The following is a 17,168-nucleotide window of genomic DNA, read 5'->3' as shown; positions in this document are numbered from 1 at the left end:
CGACGGCCTGCCCGGTGAGCTCCGCGCGTCGGGCGGGAAAGCGCCGCCGCAGCCGTATCCTGGAGACCCGCCGCGCGCGCGTGCGGGCACTGCCCTCTGCGCCGGTGCGGAGACCACGGCACGAGCCACGAGCGATGGGAAGTCCACACCGGTGGCGGACAAGCGGACGCGCGGCAGCGACGGGAACGGCCGCGGCCCCGGGGGGTTCCGCGGGCGCCGGCCCGCCGACCAGGAGCCCGCGCCGCCCGAGCGCGAGCCGATCACCGCCGAGCAGTTGATCGCCCGCCAGGGCGGGGGGTCGGGGCGCCGCAGGGCCGCCCGCACCGGCGAGATCCCGATCCCCCTGGCCCCGGGAGAGGCGCCGCCCGCGCACCGGAAGGGCCTGCCGCCGGTTCCGAAGGACGACGCCCGGCCGGTCCCGGCTCCCGCCGAGGGCGCGCCCGCCGTCCGCCGCGGCCTGCCGCCGGTACCCGGGACCCCGCGGGCGGACCGTGAGCCGCCGGCCGAACCGGCTGAACCCGCCGCGCCGCCGCGCAGCGGACTCCCGCCGGTACCACCGCCGTCCGGACGCGCCTCCGTGCCGCTCTTCCCGCCGCTGGGCGCCCCCCCTGGCCACCGACCGTCGCGGCCGATCAGCCCGCTGCCGCCGATCCCCGGGCGGGACGTACCGGCGGCCGGTGCGAGCCGGCTCCCCGCGCCCGGCCCCCGCGCGCGGCGGGCGGCCCGCCGGGCCGCCCGCACCCCTGGCCGGCGGCGGCTGATCCGCGCCGCGCTCGGGCTGCTGGTCCTCGTGGGCGTCGTCCTGACCTACCACCTGGGCCTGTACTTCTACGTCGACCAGAGCATCCAGCGGGTCGCGGCGCTGACACCCGAGGGTCCGGAGGTGCTCGCGCCCCAGCTGCAGGAGGGCGCGACGACCTACCTCGTGGTCGGCACCGGCCTGCCCGGCCAGGACGGGCCTGCCGCCGTCGCCCCCCTCCTCGCGCACGTCAGCGCCGACGCCGAGCGCGCGGTCCTGGTGAGCATCCCGCCGACCGCGCTGGTGGACACGCCCGCCTGCGTCCGGGCCGACGGCGAGCTGCGCGAGCCGGTGTCCGAGGCGTTCGCGGCCTCCCTGCTCGACGGCGGCCCGGAGTGCGCCGTGCGCGCCGTGCAGCAGCTCTCCGGCCTCCGGGTCGACCACTACCTCGGCGTGGACCTGACCCGGCTGCCGGCGATGGTCGACGCGCTCGGCGGGGTCGGGGTCTGCCTGCCCGCGCTCTCACCCGCCGTGGCCGCCGCGGCCGCGCCGCTGCCCGCCGGCTCCTCCGAGCTGTCGGGGGAGAAGGCCTCGGCCTACCTGACGCCCGGTGACGCCGGCTCGGACGTCACCGGCGCCGCGGTCGCCGAACGCGCGCAGCTGCTGCTCACCTCGACCCTGCGGAGGGCGATGTCGCTGGGCACGTTGGGGGACCCGGTCACCCTCACCCGCTTCCTCATCCGCGCCTCCGACGCCCTCACCGTCGACGAGGGGACCAACCTGGGGGACCTGCGCACGCTCGCCGGCACCCTCGGCGACCTCTCCGGCGACGCCGTCCAGCGCGCCGGGCTGCCCGTCGCCCAGGTCGGCTACGTCCCCGCGGGCTCCGACCAGGCGTACGTGCTCCTCGACGGGGCCGGCACCCGCGCGCTGTTCGACCGGGTCATCGACGAGGCGCGGCTGCCCGAGGCCATGACCGCGCCGCCGGCCGGTCCCGCCGCCGACGCCCCGCCGGCGCCCGCGCCCGAGCCCGCCCCGGCCGAGCCGGTGGCCCAGCCGCTCACCGCCGAGCCCGCCGCGATCACCGTCGACGTCCTCAACGGGACCGGCACCACGGGGCTGGCCGCGACCGTGGCCGACCTGCTGCGTGCCCAGGGCTTCGGCGTCGGCCAGGTCGGCAACGAGCGAGGGACGGTCAACGAGACCGTCGTCCGGTACGGCCCGGGCGCCGAGGAGCAGGCGCGCACGGTCGCGGCCGCCGTCCCCGGGGCGGTGCTGCAGGCCAGCAACTCCACCGGCGGGGCGGTGCAGCTCGTGCTCGGCCCGGGCTACACCGGCATCGTGCCGGTCGAGGTCGGGGCGCCGCCGGCCGCGGCGCCGGCGCCGGATGCCCCGGCCGACACGCCGGCCGCGCCGGCCACCGAGCCGGCGGCCAGCGCGGCCCCGGTCGGCTGCGAGTGACGACGGCACCGGGGGAGCCGGTTCAGCCGCTGTCGGGGTGCGGCTCCCGCAGCGGCTCGGCGATGCGCTGGTGCACGCGGTCCCGCGCCCGGGCGGCGTGCTCGGCGGGCGGCAGCTCCTCCTTGACGGCCGCCGACCGGAGGACCTCCGCCTTGTTGCGGTAGTCGACCGGGGGCATCCGGCGCAGCGCCTTGAGCACCTCCTCGGGCGCGCCCTGGCGCGCGGCCTCCTGCACGATCTCGTCCCGGGTGGCCGGGAAGTCCACCGTGCCCAGGTACTTCACGATCTCGGCCTCACTGACCATGGTGACCACCATCCCCTCATCGGTGCCGAGGTGGTCGGGGTACCCCCGGGCGCCGCGACCACGCGCGGCAGGCCGGCGTCCACCGGATGCGGGGCACCGGATGCAGCGGGGCCGCCGCGGAGGATCCGCGGCGGCCCCTGGGGCGATCAGGTAGCGCTCACCCGAAGCGGCCGGAGATGTAGTCCTCGGTCGCCTTCTCGTCGGGGTTGCTGAAGATCTTCTCGGTCGAGTTGAACTCGATCAGCCGGCCGGGCTGGCCCACGCCGCTGAGGTTGAAGAAGCCGGTCTGCTCGCTCACCCGCGCGGCCTGCTGCATGTTGTGGGTGACGATCACGATCGTGAAGCGCTCCTTGAGCTCCGTCATCAGGTCCTCGATCGCCAGCGTGGAGATCGGGTCCAGGGCCGAGCACGGCTCGTCCATCAGCAGGACGTCGGGCTCGATGGCGATCGCCCGGGCGATGCACAGCCGCTGCTGCTGCCCGCCGGAGAGGCCGGCCCCCGGCCGGTCGAGCCGGTCCTTGACCTCGTTCCACAGGTTGGCGCCGCGCAGCGAGCGCTCGACGAGGGTGTCCAGGTCGGCCCTCTTCATCTTCTTGTTGTTCAGCCGGATGCCGGCCGCGACGTTGTCGTAGATCGACATCGTCGGGAAGGGGTTGGGCCGCTGGAAGACCATCCCGATGTGCTGGCGGACGTCGACCGGGTCGACGTCCGGGGCGTAGAGGTCCTGCCCGTCCATGACGACCTTGCCCTCGACGCGGGCGCCGGGGATGACCTCGTGCATCCGGTTGAGCGACCGCAGGAAGGTCGACTTCCCGCAGCCGGAGGGGCCGATCAGCGCGGTGATGCTGCGCGGCTCGATGGAGACGGTGACGTTCTCGACCGCCAGGAAGTTGCCGTAGTAGATGTTCAGGTCGGAGACGTCGATGCGCTTGGCCACGGGTGGTCCTCCAGGCGGCTTCCGGTCAGCGACCGGTCTTGGGGGCGAAGAAGCGGCTGATCAGGCGGGCGACGACGTTGAGACCCATGACCAGCATGATGAGCACGAGCGCCGCCGTCCAGGCGCGGTCGATCGCGAACTGCGGGGGCACGCCGGGCTGGGTGAGCTGGTAGTACGCGTACACCGGCAGCGTGGCCATGCGCCCGTCGAACGGGTCGAAGTTGGTGCCGTTGACGATGCCGAGGGTCACCAGCAGCGGCGCGGTCTCGCCGATGACGCGGGCGACGGCGAGCGTGACACCCGTCCCCAGGCCGGCGATCGCGGTCGGGACGACGACCTTCACGATCGTGCGCCACTTGGGGACGCCGAGGGCGTAGGAGGCCTCCCGCAGCTCGTTCGGGACGAGCTTGAGCACCTCCTCCGCCGACCGGACGACGACCGGGATCATGAGCACCGACAGCGCCACCGCGCCCATGATCCCGAGCCGCACACCCGGCCCGAAGAAGAGGGCGAACAGCGCGTAGGCGAAGAGCCCGGCGACGATCGACGGGATGCCGGTCATGACGTCGACGAGGAAGGTGATCGCCTGCTTGAGCCGGCCGCGGCCGTACTCCACCAGGTAGATCGCGGTGAGCAGGCCGATCGGCACCGAGATCAGGGCGGTCAGCGCGGTGACCACCAGCGTGCCCATGATCGCGTGGTAGGCGCCGCCGCCCTCGCCGACGACGCCGACGAGGGAGTAGCCGAAGAACTCGCCGTCCAGGCGCTCGATCCCTCGGGCGACCACCTCGTACACGAGCGAGACGAGCGGCACCATCGCCAGCCCGAAGGCGCTCACGACCAGGCAGGTCACCAGCCGGTCGGTGGCCTTGCGGGCGCCCTCGACGAGGCGCGTGAGCGCGTACACGCCGACCGTCCCGAGGACGACGGTGTAGAGCACGTAGAGCGCGATGTTGAGGCCGAACGCCAGGTCCAGCAGCACGACCAGCACGGCCGCGCCGGCGAAGGAAGCCCACGGCGCCCAGCGGGGCAGGTGCCCGCGCTGCTGCCCGATCGGCGCCGGCGCCTGCCCGGTGGCGGGGGCCGGCGTGGTGGAGGTCTGGCTCATCAGTTGGCTCCGGAGAAGTCGGCCCGGCGGTTGACGATCCAGCGCGCGAGCATGTTCACGGCGAAGGTGATGACGAACAGGGCCAGGCCGCTGGCGATGAGCGTGTTGACGTCGACGCCGGAGGACTCCGGGAACTCCAGCGCGACGTTGGCCGCGATGGTCGACGGGTTGCCGCTGCTGATCAGGTTGACGGTGATGCCGCCGGAGACCGAGAGCACCAGGGCGATGGCCATGGTCTCGCCGAGCGCCCGGCCGAGGCCCAGCATGGCGCCGCCGATGACGCCGGAGCGGCCGTAGGGGAGGACCGCCATCCGGATCATCTCCCAGCGGGTGGCGCCGAGGGCGAGCGCGGCCTCGCGGTGCAGGGCGGGCACCTGCAGGAAGACCTCGCGGGAGATCGCGCTGATGATCGGCAGGATCATGACCGCCAGGACCAGGCCGGCGGTGAGCATCGTCCGGCCCGTGGCGGAGGTCGGGCCGGCGAAGAACGGCACGAAGCCGAGGTTGCGCTCGAGCCACTCGTAGAAGGGCACCAGCCGCGGGGCCAGCCAGTAGATGCCCCAGAAGCCGTAGACGATGCTGGGGATCGCGGCGAGCAGGTCGACGACGTACCCGAGCCCCTGCGCCAGCCGGCGCGGCGCGTAGTAGGCGATGAACAGCGCGATCGCCACGGCGAGGGGGGTGGCGACCAGCAGGGCGATGACCGCCGCGAGCAGGGTGCCGAAGAGCAGGGGGCCGATGTAGGCGCCGAGCCCCTCGCCGCCGGGGATGTCCTCGCCCGGCGCGGTGACGGCGGGCAGCGCCTCGGCGACGAGGAAGGCCGCGACCCCGGCGAGGATGACGAGGATCAGGATGCCGGCGCCCTTGGCACTGCCGGCGAAGACCCGGTCGCCGCGGCGGCGGACGGTCCTGCCGGCGGCGGGGTCGGACGGGGTCCTGGTGGCGGTCACCGTTGCTCCGTGGGGATGTCGGCCGAGGCCTGCGGGTGGGACGTGCCCGGGACGAGCGTGCCCGTCGCCGGACGGGGCAACGGCCCGGGACGCTGGTCAGCGCCCCGGGCCGGTACCTGATCGTTCGGAATCATCCAGCGGTGATCGCGTCGACCGCGCGCTGGGCCTGCTCGCGCAGCCCGTCGGAGATCGGCGCCGAACCGGCGGAGTCGGCCGCGGCCTGCTGGCCGTCCTTGCTGATGACGTAGCCCATGAAGTTCCTCACCAGAGCGGCGGTCTCCTGGTCGTCGTACTCGATGCAACCGATGTGGTAGCTGACCAGCACGATCGGGTACTCGCCCGAGCCGGTCGTGTCGCGGTTGAGCTCGATGGCGAAGTCGTACTCGCCCCGGCCGGCGACCGGCTCGGAGTTCTCGACGACCGCCGCGGCGGCCGCGGCCGACGGGGCGACGAACTCATCGCCCACGCCGATGCTGGCCACGCCGAGGTCGCCGGCCTGGCTGAGGTCGGCGTACCCGATGGTGCCCTGCCCGGCGCCGACGGCGCTGACCACCCCGGAGGTGCCCTGGGCGGCCTCGCCACCGGGCACCGGCCAGTCGCCGCTCGGCTCGTGCGACCACGCGTCGCCGGCGGCCGCGGCCAGGTACTCGGTGAAGTTCTCGGTGGTGCCCGACTCGTCACTGCGGTTGACCGGGGTGATGGCCTGGTCGGGCAGCGTGGCGTCGGGGTTGTCCGCGGCGATCGCCGGGTCGTTCCAGGTGGTGATCTGCTGGTTGAAGATGCCGGCCAGCGTCGCGGGGGAGAGGTTGAGCTCCTCGACACCCTCGAGGTTGTAGACCACCGCGATCGGGGCGATGTAGTTCGGCAGCTCGAAGACGCCGGACGCGCCGCAGCGCTCCTTGGCCTGGGCGAGCTCCTCCTCGTCGAGCGCGGCGTCGGAGCCGGCGAAGTCGGTGCCGCCGGACAGGAACTGCTCGCGGCCGCCGCCGGAGCCGATCGGGTCGTAGCTGAGGTTCACGCCGGGCTGCACGGAGGAGTAGCCGGCCTGCCAGCCCTGCATGGCCGCCTGCTGGCTGCTCGCGCCCGCGCCGACGAGGTCGCCGCTGAGGCTCTCCGAAGTGGTGGCGGCGCCACCGTCGCCGCCGGTGTCCTCGTTGGCGGCGCCGCACGCGGTGAGCGCGAGCGTGCCGGCGAGCGCCGCGGAGAGAGCCACGGCGCGCGACCTGGTGCTGAGGTTCAACTCAGTGCCCTTCGACTGGTGCCCGGGCCACGTCCCCTGCGGACGGGCCGGCGGGCGGCTAGCAACCCGACGAGAACCGACGGTAGGGAGCCCAGGTGGACACCTTCGGCTGTCTCGGTGAACGCGGGGTGAACGACCGAGGACCACTGTCCGAGCGGGTGAGAACCAGGTCACGTCGGCCTGGTGAACCCAGGGCGCGTCGACTGGCGGACGGGCGGGTCTCGTATACCGGGGGTGAGTGTCAGCCGCGCCGGGATGCCGCGCGGCGCCACGAGACGTCGACGGCGTGCCGGGAGAACCCGGTGCGCTCGTAGAGGGCCACAGCGGCGGTGTTGTCCTCGTCGACGTAGAGCAGGACCGAGCCCAGCCCCTGACCGCGCAGGTGCGCCAGGCCGACGTCGGTCAGCGCCCGGCCGAGCCCGAGGCCCTGGGCGTCGGGGTCGATGCCGAGCACGTAGATCTCGCCCACCGCCTCCGGGCCCTCGTCGCCGGGCGGGTGCACCTTCGTCCAGTGCGAGCCGAGCAGGGTGCCGCCGGTGTCGGGGTCGCCCCGCCAGGCCAGGAAGAACCCGGCGGGGTCGAACCACGGCTCGGCCTCGCGCAGCCGCAGGTCCTCCAGCGTCCAGCTGCCCTGCTCGGGGTGGCTGGCGAAGGCGCGCGCGTTGGCCCGCAGCCAGGCGCGCTCGTCGAGGCCGGGGCGGAAGGTGCGCACCGTGACACCCTCCTGCAGGGCCGGCCGCGGGTCGGGCTCGACGCCGGTCAGGTCGCGGCGCATCTGCAGCAGTACCCGGGTCTGCTCGTAGCCGGCCCCGGAGGCGAGTGCGGCCGAGCCGGGCAGGTCGCCGTGCGCCCACGTGCGCAGCGGCCGGGGCCCGGCCAGCTCCTCGAGGCGGGTCAGCAGCGCCCGGCCCAGCCCGCGCCGGCGGTGCTCCGGGGCGACCACCAGCTCGGCCTCGGCGTCGCCCGTGCCGTCCCCGCCCTCGAACCGCGCGTACCCGGCCAGCTCGCCGTCGGCGGTGCGCACCAGCACGTCCCGGCCGCCGGGGTGCCCGCCGTGCTGGAGGCGCAGCTCGGCCTCCTCCGACAGCGGCCGGACCCCGTCGGTGGCGGTCGCGGCGCGCAGCAGGGCCAGGACGCCGGCGACCTCCGCGGCGTCGAGCCGGGGGAGGTCGGTGACGGTGGGCTGGGCGTTCAGGGCGGCCTCAGACCAGTTCGGCGTCGGCGTCGGCGCGCGCGGCCGCGGCGGTGGCGTCGGCGACCTGCTGGTCGAGCTTGTAGCCGACGTTGCGCACGGTGCCGATCAGGGCCTCGTGCTCGGCGCCGAGCTTGGCCCGCAGGCGGCGGACGTGGACGTCGACGGTGCGGGTGCCACCGAAGTAGTCGTAGCCCCAGATCTCCTGGAGCAGCTGCGCGCGGGAGAAGACCCGGCCCGGGTGCTGGGCCAGGTACTTGAGCAGCTCGAACTCCTTGTACGTGAGGTCGAGCGGGCGGCCGCGCAGCTTGGCCGAGTAGCTGTGCTCGTCGATGACCAGCTCGCCGGCCCTGGTGATGCCGCCGTCGCCGCCGTCGACCGGGGTGGCGGCCGCCAGGCGGCGGGCCGTGGCCCACTTCAGCCGGGCGTCGACCTCGGCGGGGCCGGCGGTGTCGAGCAGCACGTCATCGACGCCCCAGTCGGCCGACAGGGCGACCAGCCCGCCCTCGGACAGGATCGCGACGAGCGCCGAGGCCACCCCGGTCGAGGCGAGCAGGCCGCACAGCGTGCGGGCCTGGATCAGGTCGTGGCGGGCGTCGACCAGGACCACGTCGCCGGAGTCGCCGTCGAGCAGGCTGGACAGCTCGGGCGCCACCACGCGCACCTGGTGGCCCAGCAGCCCGAGGGCCGGCAGGACCTCGGTGGTGGCCTGGCGCGCCGCGGTCATGAGCACGAGTCGCATGTCGTCTCCTCCGGGGAGCCGGGGACGACGGAGTCGTCCGAGGGCCCACGACAGCGCTGTCGAGTGAGACAGCAGGATAACCGACGTGTTGCCGGCGCCATCCGTTCTTGCCGACCTGCGCCGCGTGACGGTGCGCACGGAGGACGGTGTCCGGCTCTCCGGTGTCGTCGTGCCGGCGGATCTACCGGCACCTCCAGCCTACGGCGCCCGCGCGCTCACCTTCGTCGTCGCGCACGGGTTCACCAACTCCGTCGCCCGGCCGGGGTTCGTGCGCCTGGCGGGCTGGCTGCGCCGGTTCGGCGAGGTCCGCGGCCTGGACTTCCGCGGGCACGGGCGCTCCGGCGGGAGCTCCGGGGTGGGCGGCGACGCCGAGCTGCTCGACCTCGACGCCGCGGTGGCCGCGGCCCGCGCCGACGGCGCCGAGGCGGTGGTCACCGTGGGCATGTCCATGGGGGGCGGGGTGGCCCTGCGCCAGGCCGCGCTGGGCCGGCACCGGCCCGACGCCGTGGTGGGCGTCAGCGCGGTCAGCCGCTGGTACGTGCGGGACACCGCCCCGATGCGGCGGGTGCACTGGCTGCTGGAGACCGGCACCGGGCGGCGGGTCGGCGCGCGGCTGGTCCGGCTGCGCCTCGCCGAGCCGTGGATCATCCCGCCGCCGGCGCCGCTGCAGGTGGTGAGCCGGATCGCGCCCACCCCGCTGCTGCTGGTGCACGGTGAGCGGGACGAGTACTTCCCGGTCGAGCACTTCCGCCTCCTCGCCCGGGCGGCCGGCGCGGCGGCCACCGCCTGGCTGGTGCCGGGCTTCGGACACGCCGAGAGCGGCGCCACCGGCCCGCTCGTCGAACGGATCGGCCGCTGGGCTTCTGCGACGATCAACCCGTGACTGCAGCCACGTCCGAGCCGGCCGTGCTCCCCCGTGGCGCCTTCCTGGCGACGGCGGCCGCCGCCGCCGTCGCGATCGCGCTGCTGGTGCTCCTCCCGGAGGCCCTGGGGGAGCCGGGGCGGGTGGCGGCGGTCGCCGTCCTCCAGCTGGCGCTGGTGGCGGCCTGGGTGCCGGCCACCGGGGTGCTCGCCGGGCGGGGCGCGCTCGTGCTGGGCGTCGCCGCGGCGGCCGGGGCCGACGTGCTGATGGTGCTGCCCGAGCGCCCGGAGATCGGGGCGCTCCTGGCGGTGCCGGGGCTGGGCTTCCTCGCCGCCGTGCTGCACCAGATGCTGCGCCCGGCCCCGCGGCGGGAGGTGGTCGGCTCCCTGGCCGGCATCGTCCTGCTGATCTGCGGCGTGTCGGCTCTGGCGGTGCTGCTCCTCCTGGGGTCCGCCGGCGACGACGGCGCGGCGACCACGGCGCTGCTGGTCGTCGGCGCGACGGTGGTCGTCGGCCGGCTCGTCGACGCGGGGCTGCCCCGGCCCGCGGTCGTGCCGGGCCTGGTGGCGGGGGTGCTGGCCGGCGTCGTCGTGGCGGTGGCCCGGCAGGGCAGCGGGGCCCCGGCCGAGATCCTGCCGGGGCTGCTCTCCGGCTTGGTGCTCGCGGCCGTCGCCGCGCTGATCGGGCTGGCCGCCGGCTACATCGCGGCCGAGGGGGCCCGCTCGGCGTGGGCGACGCCGCTGCTGCAGGCCGTGCTGCCCGTCGCCGCCTGCGCGCCGGTGATCTTCTCCCTCCTCCTGCAGAACGCCCTCTGAGGGGCCGGCGGTGCGCGCGCTCCTGGTGGTCCTGCTCCTGCTGCTGGGGCTGGCCGTGGTGGCCGACCGGGTCGGCGTGGGCATCGCCGAGGACCAGGTGGCCCGGGTGGTCGCAGACCGGGGCGGGCTGGCGGGCGAACCGGACGTCGAGATCGGCGGGTTCCCCTTCCTCACCCAGGCCGTGGGCGGCGAGTACGACGAGGTCCGGCTCTCCCTGACCGCCGACGACCTCGGCCAGCCCGAGGGCACCCGCGCCGATGTCACGCTGCGCGGGGTGCAGGTGCCGCTGTCCGACGTGCTGTCCGGCTCGGTGGCGGAGGTGCCGGTCGCGCGGGTCGACGGGACGGCGACGCTCTCCTACGAGCTGCTGGCGCAGCAGCTGGGCGGCGACACCACGCTGACCCGGGTGGGCGACGGGCTGCGGATCACCCGGACCGTCGAGCTCGCCGGCCTCACCCTGCCGCTCACCGCGGCCGGGACCGTGTCCCTCGACGGCGGCGACCTGGTCGTCGACGTCCAGCAGGCCTCCGGCGCCGGCGTGGAGCTGCCCGGCTTCCTGGTGGACCAGGCGAGCAGCCAGCTCGACCTGCGCCATCCCCTCCCGGAGCTCCCCTTCGGCCTGCAGCTGACCGGCGTGCGCCCGGCCGAGGACGGCGTGCAGGTCACCGTCGAGGCCCGTGACACCGTCCTGCGCGGCTGAGGCCGGGGAATAGCCCCCGGAACCGCGCGGGTTGGTGCCGGCGTGAGCGTCACCGGAGCTGTCGTGCTGGCCGTCGCGCTGGCGGTGACGGTGGCCGCGGTCCGGTGGGCGCGGACGAGGAACGGCGCCCTGCGCGGCGCGGACGGCGAGGAGGCGGACACGATCCCCACCGCGGTGCTCGAGGAGCTGGGCGTGCGGCCGGCCGACGCCGAGCTGACCGTCGTCCAGTTCTCCACGGCGTTCTGCGGGCCGTGCCGGGCCACCCGGGCGCGGCTGCAGCAGCTGCAGGCGACCCGGCCGGGGCTGGCCTACGTCGACGTGGACGCCGAGAGCCACCTCGACGCCGTCCGCGCGCTCGACGTCCGGCGGACGCCGACGCTGCTCTACCTGCGCCGGGACGGCAGCCTGCTCGGCCGCAGCAGCGGTGCGCCGCGGGCCGAGGAGCTGACCGCGTTGGTCGACGCCCACACGGGTGCCCGGGACGGGTGGGGCGGGTGATCCGTTACCCTCGCGCCGTGCACATCCTGCTGACCTCGCGCCGCACAGTCGACCTGTGCCGCGTCGGCAGCTGCCTGTGTCCGGCCTCCTGAGGGCGAGCGCGACTCGCCCAGACGCGCCCTGACCGCCGTCCGGAAGCCCTCTCCATGCCCTCTGCACCGGCACGACTCATCGACACCCGCGGCCCGCGCTTCGCCGCCGCGGTGACCTCCGTCGTCCTCGCCGTCGCCCTGCTGACCGCCGGCGGCTGGCTGGTCGCCGCCCAGGCGGCCGTCTTCGCTGCCGGCGGGCTCGCCGGTCTGCGGTACGCGCCCTACGCGGTCCTCTTCCGCACCCTCGTCGCCCCGCGGCTGGGCCCGGTCCGTGACCGGGAACCCGAGGCGCCCCCGCGCTTCGCCCAGCTGGTCGGGCTCCTCTTCACCGTCGTCGGCGCCGCCGGGTACCTGCTCGGCGCGCCGCTGCTCGGTGCCGTCGCCACCGGCTTCGCGCTGGTGGCGGCCCTGCTCAACGCGGTCACCGGCTTCTGCCTCGGCTGCGAGCTCTATCTGACCGTCCGCCGGCTGATGCCGGCGCGCACCGCCTGATCCGCACACCGACCACCACAGGGAGGAACACCCCCATGAGCCGCACCGACGTGCTCGTCACCGCTGACTGGGCGCAGGAGAATCTCGCCCGGCCCGGCCTCGTCTTCGTCGAGGTCGACGAGGACACCACCGCCTACGACGGCGGCCACCTCGAGGGTGCCGTCAAGCTGGACTGGAAGAAGGATCTGCAGGACCCGCTGCGCCGCGACTTCGTCGACAAGGCCGGCTTCGAGGCGCTGCTGTCCTCCCGCGGGATCAGCAACGACGACACCGTGATCCTCTACGGCGGCAACAACAACTGGTTCGCCGCCTACGCGTACTGGTACTTCAAGCTCTACGGCCACCAGGACGTCAAGCTCATCGACGGCGGCCGCAAGAAGTGGGAGCTCGACGGGCGCCCGCTGTCGAAGGACGTCGTCGAGCGTCCGACCACGCAGTACCGGGCCAGCGACCCGGACCTGTCGATCCGCGCCTTCCGCGACGAGGTCGTGGCCTCGATCGGCAACAAGAACATCGTCGACGTCCGCTCGCCCGACGAGTTCTCCGGCAAGATCCTCGCCCCGGCGCACCTGCCGCAGGAGATGGCGCAGAAGGGCGGGCACGTCCCGACCGCGATCAACATCCCGTGGAGCAAGGCGGCCAACGAGGACGGCACCTTCAAGAGCGACGAGCAGCTCGCCGCGCTCTACGACGAGCAGGGCTACGACGACAGCAAGGCGACCATCGCCTACTGCCGCATCGGCGAGCGCTCGAGCCACACCTGGTTCGTGCTGCGCGAGCTGCTCGGCAAGTCCGACGTGAAGAACTACGACGGCAGCTGGGTCGAGTACGGCTCGCTCGTCGGCGTCCCGATCGAGAAGTGAGCTGACATGTGCGGAGCCCCGAAGCAGGGCGGTGACCTCGCGGGCATCGACCTGACCACCCAGACGGTCATCCAGGGTTCGGTCTGGCACGACGGTGCCCCGGTGGCCGGTGCCTACGTGCGGCTGCTGGACGAGACCGACGAGTTCACCGCCGAGGTCGTCACCAGTCCCGAGGGGGAGTTCCGGTTCTTCGCCGCCCCCGGGCAGTGGAAGCTGCGCTCGCTGGCGCCGATCGGCAAGGGCGAGCGCGTGCTCACCGCCGACGTCGGCCTCAACGAGACCACGGTCGCGATCGGGTAAGGGCCCCGGCCTCCCCGCCCTTCGCACGCTCAGGGCGGGCCCCGGGACGGGGCCCGCGCAGCGGCGCCCGTCCCGGTTCCTGCCGGGGCGGGCGCCGTGCTGTTCCGGCCGGGCGCCGGCCCGGACACGGCGACGCCCGCCCCGGCCCGGAGCCGGAGCGGGCGCCGTCGCGGCGGTGCGCCGTCAGTCGCAGAGACCGTCCGGGAGGGAGGTCCGGCAGCGGTTGTCGTCGAACTCGACGTCCCCGCTCTCGTCCCACACCAGGTCGGCCGGCGCGTTGTCGCGGACGCGGTTGTCCCCGATCGTGCCGGTGGGCGCTGTCCCGCCGAAACCGGTCCTCACGACGATCCCGCCCTCGGCCAGGCTCGGACCTTCGCTCTTCGAGACGTTGCCGGTCACCGTGTTGTCGCGGACCTCGAAGTCCGTGGCGCCGAGCAGCAGGATTCCGGCCCCGCTCAGGAACCCGCCGCTGCCCGAGGGGTCGGCGCAGACCTTGCTGTTGTTGCGGACCTTGTTGTCCCGGATCTCCCAGTCGGCGGCGGGGCCGGGCGCGTCGGCGAGCACGAGCACGCCGAAGCAGTTGCCCTCGGCGACGTTGCGGCGCGCCTCCCCGTCGCTCGCGCTGCGGAAGAAGAAGCCGAGCTCGTTGTCCGCGGAGTAGTTGCCCTTGACCTCTGCGCCCGAGTCCGGGCTGTCACCGACGTAGAAGCCGGCCTCGTGGTTGCCCTTGGCGGTGTTGTTCTCGAAGGTCGTGCCCTTGCCGACGAAGCTGGCCGCGCCGTAGCCGCCGTTGTCCTTGAACGCGCTGTCCCGGACGTCGAGGTTCTCCGTGCCGAGGCCGACCAGCCCGTCGCCCGTGGCGCCGGTGACCGTGATGCCGCGGATGGTCACGTTCCTCACGGCGTCGACCACCTCGACCTCACCCTCGGGGTCGGTGGGGAAGAGGACCTCGTCGGTGATGCAGATCCCGGAGACGCGGGGCGCCTCGTCGCACGGCGTGGGGTCGGCGGTGCGCGGCTCGATCACCACGTTGCGGCCCCGCAGCGTGATGCCGTCGGTGGAGATGACGACGCTCTCGTCGTAGGTGCCGGACGGGATGTGGATGGTGTCACCGGGGCGGGCCTTGTCGACGGCCTCCTGGATGCTGAAGCCGGGTTTCCCCCTGCCCCGGTCGCCGTCGTCGGCGAGGGCCGGGCCGGCCAGGGAGAGGGTCGTGGCGGCCACGGCGGTGGCGACCAGGACGAGTCGGGCACTGCGGACGTGCATCGGCACTCCTCGGTTCGTGGGCACCGTCCCCCCCGCCGCGGACGTCGGCGTCCGCGACGGTGGCCCGTCGAATGAGCGCCAGCCTCACGTAGGGCCGAAGGACTCTGGAATCCCCCCGATCCGGGCGTTGTCGCAGCTCAGGACGCCGTGATAGTCGACCCCGCCGAACAGGGGACCTCCCGGACGGTTGTCGTGAACACCGTCCGGGGGCCCCTGGTCCTGCGTCGGTCGGTCAGAAGGGGTAGGCGGGCAGGTCGCCGCGGAGGGTGACCCACTGGGTCTCGGTGAACGCCTCGATGTTGGCCTGCGGGCCGCCGTGCCGGGAGCCGGTGCCCGAGGCGCCGACGCCGCCGAAGGGGGCCACCGCCTCGTCGTTGACCGTCTGGTCGTTGATGTGCACCAGCCCGGAGGGGATGCGCTCGGCCAGCTGCAGCCCGGCGTACACGTCGCGGGTGAGGATGCCCAGGCTCAGCCCGTACTCGGTGCCGGCGGCCAGCGCGGCGACCTCGTCGAGGCTGCTGAACGGGGTGACCGGGGCGACCGGGCCGAAGATCTCCTCGGTGTAGGCCGGGGCGGCGACCGGGACGTCGCCGAGCACGGTGGGCCGGTAGAACAGCCCCTCGAAGGTGCCGCCGGTGCGCACCGTGGCCCCGCCCTCGACGCTGGCGGTGACCAGGCCGTGCACCCGGTCGCGCTGCCCGGCGTCGATCAGCGGGCCGAGCGCGACCTGCTCCCGGAACGGGTCGCCGACCGGCAGCTTGGCCACCTTCTCGGTGAGCACCGCGGTGTACTCCTCGGCGATGTCGGCGTGCACCAGGTGCCGGCTGGTGGCCATGCAGATCTGCCCGGAGTGGGAGAAGGTGCCCCACGCCCCGACCGAGGCGGCGGCGGCCACGTCGACGTCGGGCAGCACGATCAGCGCCGAGTTGCCGCCCAGCTCCAGGTGCGCCCGCTTGAGGTGCTGCCCGGCCAGGGCGCCCACCGCGCGGCCGGCCCGGGTGGAGCCGGTGAAGGCGATGATCCGCACCGCCGGCTCCACGACCAGCGCCTCGCCGACGTCGGCGCCGCCGGGCAGCACCTGCAGCACCCCGGCCGGCAGCCCGGCCTCCTCGAACACGCGGGCGAACATCGCCCCGCCGGAGATCGCCGTGCGCGGGTCGGGCTTGAGGATGACCGCGTTGCCCAGCGCCAGCGCCGGGGCCACCGCCCGGATGGCCAGGATGGTCGGCACGTTGAACGGCGCGATCACCCCGACCACCCCGGCCGGCACCCGCCGGGCGAAGGACAGCCGCGGCGACCCGCTGCGCAGCAGCTCGCCGTACGGGTGCGACGGCAGCGCGGAGGCCTCGTAGCACTCGGCCGCCGACGTGTGCACCTGGAAGTCGCCGAAGGGCTGGATCGCCCCGGACTCCCGCGCCAGCCAGCCCTTGATCTCCTCGGCGTTGGCCTCCAGCACCTCACCGGCCCGGCGCAGCACCCGGGCCCGCTCCTCGAACGGCAGCGCCGCCCACGCCCGCTGCGCGGCCACCGCCCGCTCGACGGCGGTGTGCACGTCCTCCGGGGTCGCCTTGCCGACGGGGGCGAGCACGTCGCCGGTCGCCGGCTCCACCGCGTCGTAGGTGCCGCCGGACCCGTCGGTCCAGGCCCCCGTCCAGACCTTGCCCTGCCATGCACCGTCGTCGAGCAATGCCACGTCGTGTCCTCCAGATCGAGTGTCGGGTGTCGAGATCCGCCGTCAGGCGCGGGCCGGGCCGTGATCACGGCTGCCGGGTCGGCGCCGGAGCCCGCCGGGGTCGAGAACGACCATGCCACTCGCCCGGACGCTCGGTGATGCCGGATGACGGTGATACCGGATGACGAGGAGGAACCCGTCGCTTCCGGGCGGCTACAGCCCGATGAGGCCGGCCAGCTCGCCCATCGCGCGGTCGAAATAGCGGTCGGCGTCCTGGACCGACCCGGCGAAGTGGCCGAAGAGCTCGAAGCTGAGGGTGCCGTAGAGCGCGCTCCAGGCCAGCAGGGCGCGCACCCGGACCGCCTCGTCGAGCGCGGGGTGCTCGCCCCCGAGGACGGCCACCGCCTCCTCGCTCACCAGGCCGGGGTCGCGCTCACCGTCGGTATCCGGCAGGGCGCCGGCGCGGGCGGCGTCCCCGAGCACCCGGCCGAGCGCCACACCCACCCGGGAGGCGGCCGGAACCGTGTCGCGGGGGGCGGCATAGCCCGGCACCGGTGAGCCGTAGAGCAGCGCGTACTCGTGCGGGTGCTCCCGGGCCCAGGCGCGCACGGCGCGGCAGACGGCCAGCCACCGCTCCCGCGGCGGCGCGGCCGGGTCGTCGGCGGCCTCCGCGGCGGCACCCAGGGCGTCGTAGCCGTCGATGATCAGCCGGGTCAGCAGGTCGTCACGACTGGGGAAGTAGCGGTAGAGCGCCGAGGAGGCCATGCCCAGCTCCCGGGCGACCGCCCGCAGGGAGAGGGCGGCGGCCCCGACCTCGGCCAGCTGCCGGCGGGCGGCGGCGGTGATCTCGGCGGTCAGCTCGGCGCGGACGCGCTCGCGGGCGGTAGGGGGCACGACCGCCATCCTGCCGTTGAGAGATCACCGCACGCAAGTGT

18 protein-coding genes are annotated in these 17,168 nt (G+C 74.7%); 8 read left to right on the top strand and 10 right to left on the bottom strand.

The genetic code is table 11. The annotated features are described in order from the left end of the window. The first annotated feature begins 151 nt into the window (after positions 1 to 151). Positions 152 to 2,200, top strand: coding sequence for an LCP family protein (locus tag BMZ50_RS01165; RefSeq protein ID WP_091320097.1), 2,049 nt, complete (start codon positions 152 to 154; stop codon positions 2,198 to 2,200). A 22-nt stretch (positions 2,201 to 2,222) separates the two neighbouring features. Here BMZ50_RS01165 and BMZ50_RS01160 read toward each other — a convergent pair whose 3' ends face one another. The 7 genes from BMZ50_RS01160 to BMZ50_RS01130 all read right to left on the bottom strand — a co-directional run bounded on the left by BMZ50_RS01160 (position 2,223) and on the right by BMZ50_RS01130 (position 8,673). After that, positions 2,223 to 2,504 carry a DUF2795 domain-containing protein gene (locus BMZ50_RS01160; RefSeq protein WP_091320994.1) on the bottom strand — a complete coding sequence of 94 codons (282 nt, stop codon included), beginning with the start codon at positions 2,502 to 2,504 and terminating at the stop codon, positions 2,223 to 2,225. A gap of 157 nt (positions 2,505 to 2,661) precedes the next feature. Beyond that, positions 2,662 to 3,441: a phosphate ABC transporter ATP-binding protein PstB gene (pstB, locus tag BMZ50_RS01155; protein WP_091320093.1), complete on the bottom strand. Its 780-nt coding sequence runs from the start codon at positions 3,439 to 3,441 to the stop codon at positions 2,662 to 2,664. A 25-nt stretch (positions 3,442 to 3,466) separates the two neighbouring features. Next, entirely contained in the window at positions 3,467 to 4,549 is a 1,083-nt protein-coding gene (gene pstA / locus BMZ50_RS01150) for a phosphate ABC transporter permease PstA (protein WP_091320090.1), read from the bottom strand. Then, on the bottom strand, positions 4,549 to 5,499 hold the full coding sequence (gene pstC, locus BMZ50_RS01145; RefSeq protein ID WP_091320087.1) for a phosphate ABC transporter permease subunit PstC: 951 nt from the start codon (positions 5,497 to 5,499) through the stop codon (positions 4,549 to 4,551). The genes pstA and pstC overlap by 1 nt, the downstream gene beginning before the upstream one ends. A 130-nt stretch (positions 5,500 to 5,629) precedes the next feature. Next, positions 5,630 to 6,712 (bottom strand): phosphate ABC transporter substrate-binding protein PstS, encoded by a 1,083-nt coding sequence (pstS, locus tag BMZ50_RS01140; RefSeq protein WP_245753228.1) that lies wholly within the window; start codon positions 6,710 to 6,712, stop codon positions 5,630 to 5,632. A 268-nt stretch (positions 6,713 to 6,980) separates the two neighbouring features. After that, a complete protein-coding gene (gene mshD, locus BMZ50_RS01135; RefSeq protein WP_091320079.1) occupies positions 6,981 to 7,934 on the bottom strand; it encodes a mycothiol synthase in 954 nt (317 codons plus the stop codon). A 7-nt stretch (positions 7,935 to 7,941) separates the two neighbouring features. Beyond that, positions 7,942 to 8,673: a winged helix-turn-helix transcriptional regulator gene (locus tag BMZ50_RS01130; protein WP_091320075.1), complete on the bottom strand. Its 732-nt coding sequence runs from the start codon at positions 8,671 to 8,673 to the stop codon at positions 7,942 to 7,944. 124 nt (positions 8,674 to 8,797) lie between these two features. Between BMZ50_RS01130 and BMZ50_RS01125 the strand changes: the two genes are divergently transcribed. From BMZ50_RS01125 to BMZ50_RS01095, 7 genes are all read left to right on the top strand, one after another. Next, complete coding sequence (locus BMZ50_RS01125) at positions 8,798 to 9,556, top strand: serine aminopeptidase domain-containing protein (RefSeq protein WP_218146038.1); 759 nt, start codon at positions 8,798 to 8,800, stop codon at positions 9,554 to 9,556. After that, positions 9,553 to 10,350 (top strand): hypothetical protein, encoded by a 798-nt coding sequence (locus tag BMZ50_RS01120; RefSeq protein ID WP_143087042.1) that lies wholly within the window; start codon positions 9,553 to 9,555, stop codon positions 10,348 to 10,350. The genes BMZ50_RS01125 and BMZ50_RS01120 overlap by 4 nt, the downstream gene beginning before the upstream one ends. Before the next feature lie 10 nt (positions 10,351 to 10,360). Next, positions 10,361 to 11,050 (top strand): LmeA family phospholipid-binding protein, encoded by a 690-nt coding sequence (locus BMZ50_RS01115; protein WP_091320063.1) that lies wholly within the window; start codon positions 10,361 to 10,363, stop codon positions 11,048 to 11,050. Between the two features lie 42 nt (positions 11,051 to 11,092). After that, on the top strand, positions 11,093 to 11,548 hold the full coding sequence (locus BMZ50_RS01110; protein WP_245753226.1) for a thioredoxin family protein: 456 nt from the start codon (positions 11,093 to 11,095) through the stop codon (positions 11,546 to 11,548). 146 nt (positions 11,549 to 11,694) lie between these two features. Beyond that, positions 11,695 to 12,132 carry a DUF4395 domain-containing protein gene (locus BMZ50_RS01105; RefSeq protein ID WP_091320059.1) on the top strand — a complete coding sequence of 146 codons (438 nt, stop codon included), beginning with the start codon at positions 11,695 to 11,697 and terminating at the stop codon, positions 12,130 to 12,132. Positions 12,133 to 12,167: 35 nt separating this feature from the next. Next, positions 12,168 to 12,995 carry a sulfurtransferase gene (locus BMZ50_RS01100; protein WP_091320056.1) on the top strand — a complete coding sequence of 276 codons (828 nt, stop codon included), beginning with the start codon at positions 12,168 to 12,170 and terminating at the stop codon, positions 12,993 to 12,995. Between the two features lie 6 nt (positions 12,996 to 13,001). Then, entirely contained in the window at positions 13,002 to 13,295 is a 294-nt protein-coding gene (locus BMZ50_RS01095; protein ID WP_091320053.1) for a DUF1416 domain-containing protein, read from the top strand. Between the two features lie 183 nt (positions 13,296 to 13,478). Here the strand turns inward: BMZ50_RS01095 and BMZ50_RS01090 are convergent, their stop codons facing one another. From BMZ50_RS01090 to BMZ50_RS01080, 3 genes are all read right to left on the bottom strand, one after another. Continuing rightward, complete coding sequence (locus BMZ50_RS01090; RefSeq protein ID WP_091320050.1) at positions 13,479 to 14,561, bottom strand: right-handed parallel beta-helix repeat-containing protein; 1,083 nt, start codon at positions 14,559 to 14,561, stop codon at positions 13,479 to 13,481. Positions 14,562 to 14,793: 232 nt separating this feature from the next. Next, positions 14,794 to 16,254 carry a benzaldehyde dehydrogenase gene (locus tag BMZ50_RS01085; RefSeq protein ID WP_091320047.1) on the bottom strand — a complete coding sequence of 487 codons (1,461 nt, stop codon included), beginning with the start codon at positions 16,252 to 16,254 and terminating at the stop codon, positions 14,794 to 14,796. 192 nt (positions 16,255 to 16,446) lie between these two features. Then, entirely contained in the window at positions 16,447 to 17,136 is a 690-nt protein-coding gene (locus BMZ50_RS01080) for a TetR/AcrR family transcriptional regulator (protein ID WP_091320044.1), read from the bottom strand. Positions 17,137 to 17,168 lie beyond the last annotated feature (32 nt).

It is taken from the genome of Geodermatophilus ruber (genome assembly GCF_900114385.1).
GTDB lineage: Bacteria > Actinomycetota > Actinomycetes > Mycobacteriales > Geodermatophilaceae > Geodermatophilus > Geodermatophilus ruber.
Note: the sequence above shows the minus strand (reverse complement) of the source record. Positions and strands in the feature narration are given on the sequence as shown.

Excerpts from the sequence above, each read along its gene's own strand:
- BMZ50_RS01160 (WP_091320994.1), bottom strand. The coding sequence starts at position 2,504 with ATGGTCAGTGAGGCCGAGATCGTGAAGTACCTGGGCACGGTGGACTTC.
- pstA (WP_091320090.1), bottom strand. The coding sequence starts at position 4,549 with ATGAGCCAGACCTCCACCACGCCGGCCCCCGCCACCGGGCAGGCGCCG.
- BMZ50_RS01130 (WP_091320075.1), bottom strand. The coding sequence starts at position 8,673 with ATGCGACTCGTGCTCATGACCGCGGCGCGCCAGGCCACCACCGAGGTC.
- BMZ50_RS01105 (WP_091320059.1), top strand. The coding sequence starts at position 11,695 with ATGCCCTCTGCACCGGCACGACTCATCGACACCCGCGGCCCGCGCTTC.
- BMZ50_RS01100 (WP_091320056.1), top strand. The coding sequence starts at position 12,168 with ATGAGCCGCACCGACGTGCTCGTCACCGCTGACTGGGCGCAGGAGAAT.
- BMZ50_RS01095 (WP_091320053.1), top strand. The coding sequence starts at position 13,002 with ATGTGCGGAGCCCCGAAGCAGGGCGGTGACCTCGCGGGCATCGACCTG.
- BMZ50_RS01090 (WP_091320050.1), bottom strand. The coding sequence starts at position 14,561 with ATGCACGTCCGCAGTGCCCGACTCGTCCTGGTCGCCACCGCCGTGGCC.
- BMZ50_RS01080 (WP_091320044.1), bottom strand. The coding sequence starts at position 17,136 with ATGGCGGTCGTGCCCCCTACCGCCCGCGAGCGCGTCCGCGCCGAGCTG.